The sequence below is a fragment of the Myroides albus genome, from assembly GCF_009711045.1.
GTDB lineage: Bacteria > Bacteroidota > Bacteroidia > Flavobacteriales > Flavobacteriaceae > Flavobacterium > Flavobacterium album_A.
Genome location: NZ_WMJX01000002.1, coordinates 101662 through 116456, shown reverse-complemented (window position 1 = coordinate 116456; position 14795 = coordinate 101662). Strand labels below are relative to the sequence as shown.

At 34.5% G+C, this 14795-nt stretch carries 12 protein-coding genes and 1 pseudogene; 7 read left to right on the top strand and 6 right to left on the bottom strand.

Annotated elements, in window-relative coordinates; genetic code table 11:
* The first annotated feature begins 5 nt into the window (after positions 1-5).
* The 4 genes from GJV76_RS01810 (at position 6) to dgt (ending at position 5034) form a co-directional block, all read left to right on the top strand.
* Entirely contained in the window at positions 6-2399 is a 2394-nt protein-coding gene (locus GJV76_RS01810) for a ribonucleoside-diphosphate reductase subunit alpha (protein WP_155090942.1), read from the top strand.
* Positions 2400-2512: 113 nt separating this feature from the next.
* Entirely contained in the window at positions 2513-2740 is a 228-nt protein-coding gene (locus tag GJV76_RS01805) for a hypothetical protein (protein ID WP_155090941.1), read from the top strand.
* Between the two features lie 228 nt (positions 2741-2968).
* The gene (locus GJV76_RS01800; RefSeq protein ID WP_155090940.1) at positions 2969-3673 is read left to right on the top strand and encodes an AAA family ATPase; all 705 of its coding nucleotides are present in this window, start codon (positions 2969-2971) and stop codon (positions 3671-3673) included.
* A 26-nt stretch (positions 3674-3699) separates the two neighbouring features.
* The gene (gene dgt, locus GJV76_RS01795) at positions 3700-5034 is read left to right on the top strand and encodes a dGTP triphosphohydrolase (protein ID WP_196216211.1); all 1335 of its coding nucleotides are present in this window, start codon (positions 3700-3702) and stop codon (positions 5032-5034) included.
* A gap of 84 nt (positions 5035-5118) precedes the next feature.
* Here the strand turns inward: dgt and GJV76_RS01790 are convergent, their stop codons facing one another.
* The 3 genes and pseudogenes from GJV76_RS01790 to rplU all read right to left on the bottom strand — a co-directional run.
* The gene (locus GJV76_RS01790; protein ID WP_155090938.1) at positions 5119-6123 is read right to left on the bottom strand and encodes a hypothetical protein; all 1005 of its coding nucleotides are present in this window, start codon (positions 6121-6123) and stop codon (positions 5119-5121) included.
* Positions 6124-6435: 312 nt separating this feature from the next.
* On the bottom strand, positions 6436-6696 hold the full coding sequence (gene rpmA, locus GJV76_RS01785) for a 50S ribosomal protein L27 (protein ID WP_155090937.1): 261 nt from the start codon (positions 6694-6696) through the stop codon (positions 6436-6438).
* 27 nt (positions 6697-6723) lie between these two features.
* Positions 6724-7080, bottom strand: a pseudogene (gene rplU, locus GJV76_RS01780) (50S ribosomal protein L21); the annotation flags it as partial.
* Between the two features lie 441 nt (positions 7081-7521).
* On the opposite strand from rplU, the gene GJV76_RS01775 reads away from it, so the two are divergent.
* The 3 genes from GJV76_RS01775 to GJV76_RS01765 all read left to right on the top strand — a co-directional run bounded on the left by GJV76_RS01775 (position 7522) and on the right by GJV76_RS01765 (position 11391).
* Complete coding sequence (locus GJV76_RS01775; RefSeq protein ID WP_155090935.1) at positions 7522-8841, top strand: M16 family metallopeptidase; 1320 nt, start codon at positions 7522-7524, stop codon at positions 8839-8841.
* Positions 8842-8854: 13 nt separating this feature from the next.
* Positions 8855-10909 (top strand): M16 family metallopeptidase, encoded by a 2055-nt coding sequence (locus GJV76_RS01770; RefSeq protein ID WP_155090934.1) that lies wholly within the window; start codon positions 8855-8857, stop codon positions 10907-10909.
* Positions 10910-11004: 95 nt separating this feature from the next.
* Positions 11005-11391 carry a heavy-metal-associated domain-containing protein gene (locus GJV76_RS01765; protein WP_155090933.1) on the top strand — a complete coding sequence of 129 codons (387 nt, stop codon included), beginning with the start codon at positions 11005-11007 and terminating at the stop codon, positions 11389-11391.
* A 1200-nt stretch (positions 11392-12591) separates the two neighbouring features.
* Here GJV76_RS01765 and gldD read toward each other — a convergent pair.
* Genes gldD through mutY form a run of 3 tightly spaced genes read right to left on the bottom strand, consistent with a single transcriptional unit; the run spans position 12592 to position 14742 of the window.
* Positions 12592-13215: a gliding motility lipoprotein GldD gene (gldD, locus tag GJV76_RS01760; RefSeq protein ID WP_155090932.1), complete on the bottom strand. Its 624-nt coding sequence runs from the start codon at positions 13213-13215 to the stop codon at positions 12592-12594.
* Positions 13216-13233: 18 nt separating this feature from the next.
* Complete coding sequence (locus GJV76_RS01755; RefSeq protein ID WP_155090931.1) at positions 13234-13680, bottom strand: single-stranded DNA-binding protein; 447 nt, start codon at positions 13678-13680, stop codon at positions 13234-13236.
* A gap of 12 nt (positions 13681-13692) precedes the next feature.
* Positions 13693-14742 carry an A/G-specific adenine glycosylase gene (gene mutY, locus GJV76_RS01750; RefSeq protein ID WP_155090930.1) on the bottom strand — a complete coding sequence of 350 codons (1050 nt, stop codon included), beginning with the start codon at positions 14740-14742 and terminating at the stop codon, positions 13693-13695.
* Positions 14743-14795: the final 53 nt, after the last annotated feature.

Sequence of the window (14795 nt, the reverse complement as noted above, 5' to 3'; positions counted from 1 at the left end):
AGTTTATGTACGTTATAAAAAGAGATGGCAGAAAAGAGCCTGTTAGTTTTGACAAGATTACTGACAGAATTAGAATCTTGTGCTATGAGTTAAGTGAATTAGTCGACCCTGTTAAGGTCGCTATGCGCGTGATAGAGGGGTTGTACGAAGGTGTAAATACATCAGAATTAGATAATCTGGCTGCTGAGACAGCTGCATCTATGACCGTTTCGCATCCTGATTATGCTTTGTTAGCAGCAAGAATCGCAGTTTCAAATCTGCATAAAAACACTAAGAAGGTGTTTTCTGAAGTTGTAGATGATTTGTACACCTATGTGAACCCGAGAACTAATTTAGAGGCTCCTTTAATTGCTGATGATGTATATGCAGTGATCAAAGCGAATGCTGATAGATTGGATTCAGCTATTATTTACCAAAGAGATTTTAATTACGATTATTTTGGATTCAAAACACTTGAGCGCTCTTATTTATTAAAATTAGATGGCAAGATAGTGGAACGTCCACAACATATGCTTATGCGTGTTGCTGTAGGTATTCACTTGAATGACTTAGATGCGGCAATAGAAACTTATGAATTGATGTCGAAGAAGTTTTTTACGCATGCTACTCCAACGCTTTTTAATTCAGGAACTCCTAAGCCACAAATGTCTTCTTGTTTTTTGTTGACTATGAAGGATGACAGCATTGAAGGGATTTATGATACATTAAAACAAACTGCTAAGATTTCTCAATCTGCTGGTGGTATAGGATTGTCAATTCACAATATTAGAGCAACTGGATCTTATATACGCGGTACTAATGGTACATCTAATGGAATTGTACCAATGCTAAGAGTATTTAACGATACTGCAAGATATGTAGATCAAGGAGGAGGTAAGCGAAAAGGTAGTTTTGCTATTTATATAGAACCATGGCATGCTGATGTTTTTGATTTTATCGAATTGAGAAAAAATCACGGTAAAGAAGAAATGCGTGCTCGTGATTTATTTTTGGCTTTGTGGATGAATGACTTATTTATGAAGCGCGTTGAGACAGATGGGCATTGGACTCTGATGTGTCCTAATGAATGTCCTGGACTTTACGATGTATATGGCGATGAGTTTGATGAGTTGTATACTAAGTACGAGAATCAGGGTAAAGGTCGTCGTCGAATCAAAGCGCGCGAATTATGGGAAGCTATTCTTGAAGCACAAATAGAAACAGGAACTCCGTATATCTTGTATAAAGACGCGGCAAATAAAAAATCAAACCAAAAGAATTTAGGGGTAATTAGATCATCTAATTTGTGTACTGAGATCATGGAGTATACTTCTCCTGATGAAGTGGCTGTATGTAATTTAGCATCTATTGCTTTGCCAATGTTTGTTGAAAAGGGACAGTTTAACCACCAATTCTTATTTGATGTAACGAAGCGAATTACTCGAAATCTAAATAGAGTAATTGATCGCAATTACTACCCAGTTGAAGAAGCGAGAAACTCGAATATGCGACATAGACCTGTAGGTCTTGGTGTTCAGGGGCTTGCAGATGCCTTTATTTTATTGCGACTTCCTTTTACTTGTCAGGAAGCGAAGCAATTGAATCAAGAGATCTTTGAAACTATTTACTTTGCAGCTGTTACTGCATCTATGGAATTGGCAAAAGAAGAAGGTGCCTATTCTACATTTGAAGGATCGCCTATATCACAAGGTGAGTTTCAGTTTAATTTATGGGGTATAGATGATAGTCAATTGAGTGGAAGATGGGATTGGTCAAGTTTGAGAAAGCAAGTCATGGAACATGGAGTTAGAAACTCTTTGTTATTAGCGCCAATGCCTACCGCTTCTACTTCTCAGATATTGGGGAATAATGAAGCATTTGAACCTTATACTTCTAATATCTACACAAGACGTGTTTTGTCAGGGGAGTTTATTGTTGTGAATAAACATTTATTAAAAGACCTTGTAGACCTTGGTTTGTGGAATGAAGATTTGAAACAAGAAATAATGCGTGCTAATGGATCAATTCAGCATATAGAGTTTATTCCAAAAGACATTAGGGACCTTTATAAAACTGTATGGGAAATGAGTATGAAGGACATTATCGATATGTCAAGAGATAGAGGGTATTTCATTGATCAATCCCAATCATTGAACCTATTTATGGAAGGAGCTAATTACGCGAAGTTGACTTCTATGCATTTTTACGCTTGGAAAGCCGGGTTAAAGACTGGTATGTATTACTTGCGTACCAAGTCTGCGGTAGATGCAATTAAGTTTACTTTGAATAACGAGAAGAAAACAACTCCAAATACAGCTCAAGATGTGGAACAAATTTCCATTGAGGAGTATCAAGAAATGATTCACAAAGCAAGAATGGCTTCGAACAACGAAGATGATTGTGAAATGTGTGGTTCGTAGTTGATCATAGTTTCGACTATTTGAGGTGATCTGATAGGACAGTAAATAGTTTTAAGGGAATATACTAATGTCTTGATAAGTATTGTACCTTTGTTGCTTTAATTGATTTTATTATGTCTAAAGAAACTAAAAAAGGTATTTACCAAGGTGTTATTGAGAAAGATTCAGAAGGAAATTATTTTTGTGGGCCATATTTGTTAGATTATCAGTATACAGAGGCTAGCTTTAAAATAGGAGATTTAGTAAGTATCAAGACTGTAATTGCTAACCCAAGTGGTAAAAGTAGAACAGCTTACCCTATGAAATCAATGAAGTTTTTTCTTGTAGGTGATGAGAAATAAGAAAGCGTATCAAGACGCAATATAATTACGAGGGTACAGTGTAAACTGTACCCTCTTTTTTTTCTATATGCTAATGTGATCTTTTTGTTGTGATTTGATTCTTCTTTGTATAGTGTCATTGTGTTATAAATTTGTTGGAATAGTTTACTTTTTTTATATTCTGGTTGGGGAATCTGATTATTATTAAGGGTATATTTGTTCATTAACAACACACAATTTTTTTAGTATATGAGTTCTTTATATTATTTAGATCGCAGCAAAATTTCTTTGGATGACGTCATGTTCAATGATAACGTGAAGATTGAGTTAGAGCAGTTTTTGAAAGAGTATAAATACCGAGAAATACTTATGAAGTATAATCTACCTGTCAGTAATAAAATATTATTATACGGAAAGACGGGGTGTGGTAAGACCATGACTGCAAAAGCTATTGCTAAACATTTAGATAAGAAACTTATTATTGTTAATTTAGCGACTATTGTTTCTTCTAAACTTGGTGAAACGGCAAAGAATATAGAGAGCTTGTTTAAAGAAGTACAATATGAAAGTTCGGTACTTTTCTTTGATGAGTTTGATTCTCTCGGTCAGATTAGAGATTACGACAACAAAGATAACAGCGAGATGAAACGCGTGGTTAATGCTATTTTGCAATTAATAGACAACCTTCCTGCTAAGTCTATTCTTATGGCTGCAACAAATCAAATACACATGATAGATGAGGCTTTAAGACGTCGATTTGAGCTTCAATTGGAATATACCTCTCCTAACAAGGATGCATTAGATGCTTATTACGATAAGATGTTGGCTGTTTATCCAGAAGAATACGCTAAAATTGAAAGAATCTATGACATTTCTTATGCAGAAGCGAAGAACCATATCTTTAGAACTGTAAAAGACAATATTATTAATAGTCAATTAGCTTTAGAGCTATAGAAATATAATTTTAATCATTGCATATGATGAAATGGGAAAAACTGTTATCTCTAAAAAAGCACGGAGATACATTTGTTAGACACCGCTTAGATGAGAGTGAAACTCGTATTGGCTTTGAGGTTGATTACGATCGCATTATTTTTTCTTCTGCATTTCGCAGTTTACAGGATAAGACTCAAGTAATTCCTCTTTCAAAAACTGACTTCGTACATACGCGCTTGACCCATAGCCTTGAAGTATCTGTCGTTGGGCGTTCATTAGGTCGAAATGTTGGAGAAAAGCTATTGAGCAAGTATTCTTATTTGGCTCAAGAGTATGGTTACACAGTAAATGATTTCGGAGCTATAGTTGCAGCAGCGGCTTTAGCACACGATATAGGTAATCCACCTTTTGGTCATTCAGGCGAAAAAGCTATTGGCGACTTTTTTGTTAATGGTAAAGGACAGCAGTTCAAAAAGCATTTGTCAGCTTTAGAATGGCAAGATTTTGTGGATTTTGAAGGAAATGCTAATGGTTTTACTGTATTGACTAAATCACGACCTGGTGTTGTTGGAGGATTGCGTATATCTTATGCTACTCTTGGGGCCTTTATGAAGTATCCTAAGGAGAGTTTGCCAAAGAAACCGACTCTTGATATATCGGATAAAAAATATGGCTTCTTTCAAGGTGATAAAGCTGCTTTTATTGATGTTGTGGATGAGTTAGGACTTATCTCTAAAGATAAAAAGTCATTGAGATATCATAGACACCCTCTGGCTTATTTAGTGGAAGCTGCAGATGATATTTGTTACACTATAATAGACTTCGAAGACGGAATTAATTTAGGTTGGATTCCTGAAGAACACGCTTTAGAGTTTTTGATTAAAATAGTCGAGAGGAGCATTAACCGTGATACTTATTCACAGTTAACTTCTAAGGAAGATCGCGTTAGTTATTTACGCGCTTTGGCTATTGGAAGTTTGATTCAGGATGTAACAAGGGTATTTATTGAGAATGAAGAGAGTATCTTAAAAGGGGAGTTTCCTCACGCTTTAACTGATAAATGTGCCTACATTGCTCAAATGAAAGATATCATTAATATTAGTGTTAATAATGTTTATCAAAGTAAGGAAGTTGTTGAAAAGGAAATAATTGGCTATAAGGTAATACATAGCTTATTGGATAGTTTTACCACAGCTGTTAATAATCATTACCACCATGATGAAACGCATTACGATACTTTAGTGCTGAAGTTACTACCTGAGAAGTATCATTTAGAAACTGATAGTTTATACGAACGATTAATGAGTGTATGCCATTTTGTTTCGATGTTGACTGATGGAAAAGCTTTAGAATTGTATCATTCATTAAAAGTTGAGTAATCTCTTGGAATAAAAAAAGGAGTTATAGTATGCATTATACTATAACTCCTTTTTTATTGCTTAAAATATCTATTTAGAATGTAATTATTCTCTTGTTGTAGGCATCCACTTGTGAGCGTAGTTCATCATATCATTTTCCCAAACTTGACTGGCTTCAGGAGCTTTGATAGCTTTAGCTTCTTCTATAGTCTTACCTATGACATCACCTTTGCTACTAGCTACAGAATTACTTCCGTCTTTAGTAGCAATGGCAAATGTTGCTTTTGCTCCATCTGCTGATATGTCTTTAACGTAGATTGTTAGATACTGTCCAGTTCTTCCTTCGTAATAACCTGTTGAGCCTGTTACTTCATATATCAATTGGCCTTTAGCTTCATCTGTTGCTACTTTTTTTAGAATAAAAGATGCAGAATCACCAAAACCTTTGCCCATATTAGCTCTGAAAAGGAAAGCGTCTTCATCACTATTTATTTTAAAAACATATTGAGCGGTTGGATTTCCTCCTTTCATGATAATTTCAGAACCATAAACTCCTTTTAGTTTATCCATATTCTGAACTTTATCTTCTTCTTTTTCTAACTTTAACCAACCAAATTTCATATTACCATGCGGATTATCTGCTGTAATAGTTTTAGTGGTTGTTTTAGTTTCCGTTGGATATGCAGATTTGATTGCTTCATCTTGTGTTGGGAAACTGTAGTCCATATGTATCAGAACACTTTCTTCTTTTTGATCTTTAAAGAAGAAGGTCTTGTATTCTTGCGTAGATTTTGACTTAGTCACTGCTTTAATGATTTCGTCTTTACTTGTGTTTTTATATACTGATAGTACGTCGTAAACATCCTCTGCAGTTGTCTGATTTGATTTATCTTCAAATATGATAGTTATCTTATTTGATTCAAATTTAAAAGGCAATGGCATTGTTGGAGTGTGTGGAAAAACGTAAGTCCCCTCGATAGGTAAAATGCTACCTAAAGCAATTTGATCTTTGTTGTCAGGTCTGATAGGTTCATTATTGTCATCACTTGAACAGCTTGTAAATAGGAACGCCAGTATAGCGACTCCAGAGAATAGTTTGGTAAGTTTCATTTTATAATTATTGCTTAATATTATTTAGACCAAAAATAAATAATATTATTTAATACACAAACTTATTTTTAATATTTCTAAATAAGTGATTTTGTTAGCTATAAATATGGTAGATCTGGCTGGATAATGTAAAGTAGAATCTTTGACTTAGTTTGAGTAATGTCGAAATAATGTCGAAAGGATTGATTTAGCCTTAAATATTTAATACTCATTCAATTGATGGAGCTGAGTTGGTGAGGAAAGGCATAAAAAAAAGGCACTTAATTAAGTGCCTTTTTTTATTTTGTTATCTGTTAAACAGATCTCTGATTCTTAAGCTTCAAATGGAAGTACTGAAACGTATGACTTGTTGTCTTTTTTCTTTTGGAATTTAACAACACCGTCAATTTTCGCGTGTAAAGTGTGATCTTTACCCATGTAAACGTTTTCACCAGCATTGTGCTTAGAACCTCTTTGTCTAACGATGATGTTTCCAGCGATAGCTGCTTGACCACCGTAAATCTTAACGCCTAAACGTTTCGATTCTGATTCTCTACCGTTCTTAGAACTACCTACACCTTTTTTGTGTGCCATGACGTTTTAAATTTTGTTTGTTAATTACTCAGCTGCTTCAGCTGTTTTTTTTGTTGCTTTCTTTTTAGCTCCACTTGCATTGATTCCCTCAATTACAATTTGAGTTAAAGCTTGTCTGTGACCGTTTTTCTTTTTGTAACCTTTTCTTCTTTTCTTTTTGAAAACGATTACTTTGTCACCTTTAAGGTGTTGTAAAACTTTAGCTTCAACAGAAGCACCTTCTATAGCTGGGGCGCCTAAAGTGATGTTGTTGTTATCATCAATTAAAAGAACTTTGTCAAAAGTAACAGTTGTTCCTTCTTCAGATGCTAAACGGTGAACGTACACTTTTTGGTCTTTGCTCACTTTGAATTGTTGCCCTGCTATCTCTACGATTGCGTACATAACAATAAAATTAAGATGTTTATTAAGGGTGCAAATATAAATCTAATTTTTTATTTATAAAAGTATATTTTATAGATATTTACCTTTATTGTGAAATTATATTTCAATGGTTGTGAGATTGTTATGTTTTTTATTGAGTTTATATAAGTTTCTGCTTGCTTTCTACTTTGTTTTGAAAACTAAGCTGTAGTGCTGTTTTAGAATAATAGCGATTGTAGACAGTGTAGGAAAAGATAGCAGTAAATAGCATTGTCATTTGTAGTACACGTTAGTAACTTCAAGTGTGATGGTAGGTTGACATGATCTATGTCCTTGTTTATTACACTCTTAACAATAGAGTAAAAAGAGTATTCCTATAAATAAATTTCATTTTAGTTGTAACATTCTTTGCAAGATGACGACATATCTTATTAGATAACCTAATTTCAAAAATATTATATAATGAAAAAATCCTTATTGATTTTTAGTGCATTGCTATTAGGAGTTAATGCTTCTGCTCAAAAAGTTGAGTTTGAAGAGTACACTTTAGACAATGGACTACACGTTATTCTACATCAAGACAAATCTGCACCAGTCGTTGTTACTTCTGTATTGTATCACGTTGGAGCAAAAGATGAGAATCCTGAAAGAACTGGTTTTGCTCACTTTTTTGAGCATTTGCTTTTTGAAGGGACAAAAAATATTGAACGTGGTGATTGGTTCAAGATTGTTACAGCTAACGGAGGACAAAATAACGCTTATACTTCTGATGATAAGACATATTATTACGAAGTTTTCCCTTCAAATAACTTAGAATTAGGACTATGGATGGAGTCAGAGCGTTTGTTACACCCTGTAATTAACCAAGTAGGGGTGAATACGCAAAATGAAGTTGTGAAGGAAGAAAAAAGATTGCGTATGGATAATCAACCTTACGGGCAATTGTTCGGTCAGGTAAAGAAAAACTTGTTTAAAAAGCACCCTTATCGCTGGGAGACTATTGGATCTATGGAGCACCTGGATGCGGCTACTTTAGATGAGTTTTTAGATTTTAACCATAAGTATTATGTGCCTAATAATGCTGTATTAGTTGTTGCTGGTGACATTGAGATTGATCAAGCTAAGGCTTGGATACAACAGTATTTTGGTGTGATACCAAGAGGAAAAGAGGTTGTTAGGAATTTTGAGAAGGAAGATCCAATCACTACTGAAATTAGAGCGGAGTATCAAGATCCGAATATTCAGATACCAATGTTAGTTCAAGCGTATCGTACACCTTCAATGAAAACTCGCGATGCAAGAGTTTTGGATATGATTTCGGCTGTTCTATCTGGAGGAAAGAGCTCTCGATTATACAAAAAAATTGTTGATGAAAAGAAAATGGCTTTGGAGTTAGCTTCTTTTAGTTTTAGTCAAGAGGATTATGGTATTTATTTTATTTATGGATTGCCAATGCAAGGCTTTACACTTCAAGATCTTGTAAAGGAAATCGATGAGGAGATTGTGAAGTTGCAGACTGAGTTGATTTCAGAAAAAGATTATCAAAAACTACAAAACATCTTTGAAAAGAGATATGTTGATTCAAATTCTGATATTGAAGATTTAGCTGATAATCTTGCGACATATTATAAACTTTATGGAGATGTAAACTTGATCAATACTAATATCGATATTTATCGCAGTATTACGAGAGAGGAAATAAGAGAGGTTGCTAAGAAGTATTTGAACACAAATCAACGCCTTATTTTAGATTATATTCCTGAAAAAAATGCTAACAACTAAATAATAGATTCTAATGAAAAAAGTATATATATATGCAGCTTCTCTTGCTCTTGCTTTAACAGTAGTTCAGGGAGTTGCACAAGATAGAAAACAACCTGCTCCTGGACCAGCTCCAACAATAAATATTAGCGAACCAACTTCTTTTGTGTTAAAGAATGGGCTTAAGGTTTTGATTGTAAAGAACAATAAATTACCTCAAGTTTCTTATACTTTGACAATTGATAACCCTTTGGTTTTCGAAGGGGATAAAGCAGGGGTTTCTTCGTTAGTGTCTGGGATGATGGGGACAGAAACAAAGAATAAAAAGAAAGATGTTTTCAATGAAGAAATTGATTTTTTAGGTGCATCTATACGCTTTAGCAGTAGCGGGGCTTATGCAAGTGGTTTATCCAAGTATAATGCTGAAGTATTAGAACTTATGGCTGAAGGAGCTTTGAATTCCGTTTTTACCCAAGAGGAGTTTGACAAAACTAAAGCTCAAGCAATCGAAGCTCTTAAGATCAATGAAAAAAGTGTGACTGAAGTTGCTGCAAAATTAGAAGATGCTTTGCTATATGGAAAGGATAATGCAGCAGGGGAGTTTGAAACTTTACAGACAATTGAATCTGTGACATTAAAGGATGTACAAGAATATTATGTGAAACACTTCAATCCTAATAATGCTTATTTAGTTGTTGTTGGTGATGTGGATTACAAATCGACTGAAAAGTTAGTAACCAAATTGTTTGGCAAATGGAAAAAGTCGAATGCTACTTATCAAAGTAATACTGTGAAGGGTAATGTAGCTAAAACACAAATTGACTTTATCGATATGCCTAATGCTGTTCAATCTGAGATTGCTTTGGTAAATGAGGTTGAATTAAAGATGAATGACAAAGACTTTTTTGCTGCTCTGATTGCAAGTCAAATACTTGGAGGAGGGGGAGAAGGACGTCTTTTCTTAAACTTGCGTGAAGCACATGGATGGACATACGGAGCTTATTCTATGGTATCGACAAGTCGTAAGTACCCTGGTAAATTTAAAGCAACTGCATCTGTTCGAAATGTTGTGACGGATAGTGCTGTAACTGAGTTTATCAAAGAAATTGATTTAATGCGCACCACATTAGTTAAGCCGGAGGAATTAAAGAATGCTAAAGCTAAATATGTAGGTAGTTTTGTCATGAGTATTCAAAAACCAGAGACAGTTGCAAGGTTTGCTCTTAATAAAGAATTGCACAAGCTGCCGAAGGATTTCTACGAAAACTATATTAAGAATGTAAATGCTGTGACAGCTGAAGATGTACAGCGCGTAGCAAAGAAGTATTTCTTGAAAGACAATCAAAGAATTGTTATTGTAGGGAAAGGTGCAGATGTAGCTAAGGGATTAGAGAACTTAGGACTGCCAGTTAATTATTACAATACGTTTGGTGATTTAATTGATAAACCTGTTTTTGAAAAAGCTATTCCTGCAGGAGTTACTGTGGAGTCAACTGTAGATAAATATATTGCAGCTATTGGTGGTGAAAAGCAAGTCAATGCAGTGAAATCTATCTTGATGAAGAGTAGTGCAGCTGTTCAAGGTATGAACTTGGAAGTTACTCTTAAGTTAAAGGATGGTTATTTGTACAGTGAACAAAAGATCAGTGGTGGACCTGTTGTAGGCAAACAGATTTTAACTCCTAAAGGGGGGTATGTAATTGCACAAGGACAAAAGATGGAAATGGAAGGTGAAGAGTTGAAGAAATTGAGAGATGAGGCTGTTCTTTTTCCTGAGTTAGAGTGGAAGAAAGGGAAGTCTGTTTCATTGGTAGGAGTAGAGAGTATTGATGGGAAAGATGCTATAGGTGTTCAGGATGGCGACACGGTGTATTATTACGATTTAGCTTCAGGATTAAAGGTGTCAACCATAGCAACAAAATCTTTTGGAGAGCAATCTATGCAAGAAATTACTACTTACAAAGACTACAAGGAAGTGAAAGGAGTTAAATTTCCATTCACTCAAGTTATCAATGTAGGAATGGAAATGGAAGTGAAGGTTACGGAATTGAAAGTTAACGAAGGAGTATCTGATGCGGATTTCAAATAATTGATTATCTACATCATTAGAATAAAAAAGCAATCATTTTATGGTTGCTTTTTTTGTACCTTTGTGTTTAGATTAATATAAAGAATAATTACGGTATGAGATTTTATAAGTTAGCAGTAATTGCTTTGATTGGAGGATTTGTTTTTATGAGTTGTAATGACAAAAAAGCAGACAAGGGAGTTGAGAATAAAGCAGAGATAGAAACAATTTCAAATGATGCTAAAGAAGTTACAGGTACTGTTGAAACAGCTACTTTTCAAGTTGAAGGAATGACTTGTGAGATTGGATGTGCTAAATTAATTGAAGGAAAATTAGCTGGATTAAATGGTGTTAAAGTAGCAAAAGTTGATTTTGAGACTAAAACAGCTACGGTTGAGTTTGACGATGCAAAACAGAATGTTGAATCTTTGATAGCTACTGTTGAGAAGATAGCAAACGGTATCTACAAAGTTGAGAATATGAATGTAGGTAGCATAAAATAATTAGCGTATAGATTTACACGACTAAGTTGTGTATTTTATTCATAATGGGTAAAAACGAAGGTACAAGGTGCTTTCGTTTTTTTTTGTTTTATGTGGTCTTGAATTGATATAAAACGGTCAGCAATAAATTTACAGATTGGGTCTAATTGTGTTTTACTTTTGAGATTGAAGTTATTTGAGTTGGAAGTCATTCTTGAGTTAATCCTATTTGATCTGGATTCGATTGCAGCCAGCAGCTTGCGATTTCCACTTACCTATTAGTGATTTACCTACCGCTTTGTAGTGAGATGCAAGGGCATTGCTTGGGGGTTTCTTGCACCTTTCTTCGACAAAAGCACGCTCTGGGCAAGGAAACCCATAGAAAAGTGCTACCAAACCCCAAGAAAGTGCAAGCTAACCCCTCGTATAAAACTTGTTAATTCGCTTTTTAAAATTCGTCAACTTTATCTTTCATTTTGGTGATTTCGTTCATAGACAGGAATGGGACAGTCTTTTAGAATGGACGAATGCTGATCAATTGATCACATAAGGTTATTATCTATTTTCACTTCTTGTATGAAGTCACCTTGTTTGCTTTACTAAGGAATTTTTTTGAGCACTCATTATTCACACTGTTATCTTCTTTTAAGCTCGTCCAATCTCATTGTTGCAATTGTCATTTTGCTGTATTACACTTTGATTTGTTTGTTGTATAGTAGCGAACTTGTTTAACTCATTTTCAACCTTAGATTGGGTGGAGTAGGAGAATCGTGGAGTTGATTATGTGGTAAGGGAAGAATTGGTTGTCCTTCGATCATTGATCTTGTCTTGTATGTTGTGAATTGTTTGTACACAAAAATAGTTATGAGCCGTTGTTTAACCCTTTTGATATACAGGTAATTATGCAGATATGTCGGTTTTGTTGTTGTTTGGCTTTGAGCTATGGATAGATTGTTTGCTGATTTCAGTTCTTAATACTGCCAAAGAAGTATGAGCGAAAGTGTAGTTCGACAGTAAAAGGATAGTGGAGTAAGTAGAAGTGTTATCAGAGAAGGGTGATGCCGTAAAGGTGCTTTTGGCGGTATTAGGGGCTCTAACGTGCAGGGTATAGTATAATTGAGCAGGAGTGTGTAGAAGATTGAATATAGGCTGTATTATTGATTAGGTGAGTTATAGTAGAAAAAGACAAAGGAATGATTGTATCTTAATCATTCCTTTGTTTTACATATTTATTTCGTTAGGACCACATTTGATTGTAAAGTCTGTGATTTCATCTTTTCTCCACTTTAGCGTTTCTATAATGTGTTGCATATCACTTCTTATATACTCTTTAGCTGGATAGATAGAGTCATAGTTTGGAGTTGCGTAAAAATAAAGAGATGCTGTCAGAAAGTTTTTAACGCTATCTGTTACATAGAATTGTACATTAGTAGCGGCATCACCTTGAAGTGAATAGAACATCCCGTATACTTTGTCATTAGGATTGATATAGGGTTGTTCAATGATGTCATCCGCTTTGATAAAGTGCTCATAAGTAAGTTTTTGAGCATCTTTAAATAGCTTGTCTAAATTCTTGTCTATCCTCTTGTAATTTAAGTAAATCGTAGCTTTCATTTGCGGATAGTGAATCTCAATAGCATCTGCTTTTACTTCTTTGACGGAGGCAATCTTGTTTTTGTCAAACGAGAATGATTTGGTTTGACTCTCAAATGTCGAGTACTCTTGTACTGGATATTCTAAGGCTAAGAATGCTTTTGGTTTAGGTAATGATTCATTTTTACAAGAAAGGAGTAAACCACTTGTAAATAAGAGTATTGTAAATAGTAAGGTTCGTATCTTTTGCATTAATAAATCATTTTGTATTTAGAACGGCAAATCGTCATCATTATTTTCTTTAGGTATAACGAAGTTATTGACGTCTTCTTTTTTCTGTTGATCAAACGCAGATTGATTGTCTTTGTGATCTGCATTTCTCTTTACATCTAAAAAAGTAAATTCAGTAGCCATAATCTCTACTGTTTGTTTAGATGTTCCATCATCTGAAGTCCACTGCCTTGTTCTAATGCGACCTTCTATATAGATTCGATCTCCTTTTGATAGGTATTTTTCGCATACTTCTGCAGCTTTATTTCGAACTACAATATTGTGCCATTCTGTTGAAGTGATCTTCTCATTTGTTGTTTTATTGATGTAAACCTCATTTGTAGCCAAAGGGAATCTACCTATACAATTGCCATTTTCGAAATAATGTATTTTTACATCGTCTCCAAGGTGGCCAATTAAAATAACTTTGTTTAATGTACCGTTCATATTATGGCTATTTTACTTTGTGTTTATAGAGTTAATGAAGTTATGAATTACGATTGGAAAACCAAATTTATTTAATTGGTTCCATGATACTATTTCATAATTTTCGTTTCGTGCTAATTTTTCACATTTTATCATCCAAAAGTGTATGTGTAGTTTTTGGTGTGACAGAATGTGAATAACATAATCAGTATTTAGTTGTACAATGTCTTTGACAGGCTGATTTTTGAAGTCTTCTGTGAGTATTTGTTGTACGTTGATATCATTTTGTTCAAAGCGATCGATTAATGGAAACTGATACAGTTTTTGCCATATATCTTTTTTTGTCCTCTGTTGGATATATGTATTCTGGTCATTATCAACGAATATTAAGAAATCTAAGTATCTTTTCTTTACTTTTGTCTTTGCAAGTTTTACAGGTAATTTGTCAACTTGATTGGTATTGTAGGCAACGCAATCTTGAATAAAAGGGCATTGTGGGCATTGAGGTGATTTAGGTGTACATTGTATGGCACCAAAATCCATGATGGCTTGATTAAAGGTCGCAGGTTGTTCATGAGAGATTAGTTCTTGTGCTTTGGCTTGAAACTCTTTTTTGGTTGTAGCCGTCGATATATCTGAGGTTATACCATAAATTCGCGATAGTACTCGAAAGACATTCCCGTCGACTACAGGTACGATTTCTCCGTATGCAATAGACGCAATAGCTGCAGCGGTGTATTCACCGACTCCTTTAAGCTTGAGTAGGTCTTTGTAGTTGTTTGGGAATACGCCATTGAGTTCATGTGTTATTGTTTTTGCTGTAAAATGAAGATTTCGAGCACGGCTATAGTAACCTAAACCTTGCCATAATCTCATAACTTCGTCTTCATGGGCGTTGGCAAGATCTTGTACCGTTGGATAGTTGGTCAAAAAAGCCTCAAAATAGGGTAATCCTTGAGCAACTCGTGTTTGTTGAAGAATAATTTCTGATAGCCAAATTGCGTAAGGGTTCTTTGTTTCTCGCCATGGTAAATGGCGTTTATTTTGTAAATACCAAGTAATGAGTTTGTTATGGAAAAGCATTTTAAAAAGTCTTAAATGCAAACTTAAAACTTTATATAATTAAATTTTAATCG

Excerpts from the sequence above, each read along its gene's own strand:
- dgt (WP_196216211.1), top strand. The coding sequence starts at position 3,700 with ATGAAATGGGAAAAACTGTTATCTCTAAAAAAGCACGGAGATACATTT.
- GJV76_RS01800 (WP_155090940.1), top strand. The coding sequence starts at position 2,969 with ATGAGTTCTTTATATTATTTAGATCGCAGCAAAATTTCTTTGGATGAC.
- GJV76_RS01775 (WP_155090935.1), top strand. The coding sequence starts at position 7,522 with ATGAAAAAATCCTTATTGATTTTTAGTGCATTGCTATTAGGAGTTAAT.
- GJV76_RS01810 (WP_155090942.1), top strand. The coding sequence starts at position 6 with ATGTACGTTATAAAAAGAGATGGCAGAAAAGAGCCTGTTAGTTTTGAC.
- gldD (WP_155090932.1), bottom strand. The coding sequence starts at position 13,215 with ATGCAAAAGATACGAACCTTACTATTTACAATACTCTTATTTACAAGT.
- GJV76_RS01790 (WP_155090938.1), bottom strand. The coding sequence starts at position 6,123 with ATGAAACTTACCAAACTATTCTCTGGAGTCGCTATACTGGCGTTCCTA.
- rpmA (WP_155090937.1), bottom strand. The coding sequence starts at position 6,696 with ATGGCACACAAAAAAGGTGTAGGTAGTTCTAAGAACGGTAGAGAATCA.
- GJV76_RS01765 (WP_155090933.1), top strand. The coding sequence starts at position 11,005 with ATGAGATTTTATAAGTTAGCAGTAATTGCTTTGATTGGAGGATTTGTT.
- mutY (WP_155090930.1), bottom strand. The coding sequence starts at position 14,742 with ATGCTTTTCCATAACAAACTCATTACTTGGTATTTACAAAATAAACGC.
- GJV76_RS01770 (WP_155090934.1), top strand. The coding sequence starts at position 8,855 with ATGAAAAAAGTATATATATATGCAGCTTCTCTTGCTCTTGCTTTAACA.
- GJV76_RS01805 (WP_155090941.1), top strand. The coding sequence starts at position 2,513 with ATGTCTAAAGAAACTAAAAAAGGTATTTACCAAGGTGTTATTGAGAAA.
- GJV76_RS01755 (WP_155090931.1), bottom strand. The coding sequence starts at position 13,680 with ATGAACGGTACATTAAACAAAGTTATTTTAATTGGCCACCTTGGAGAC.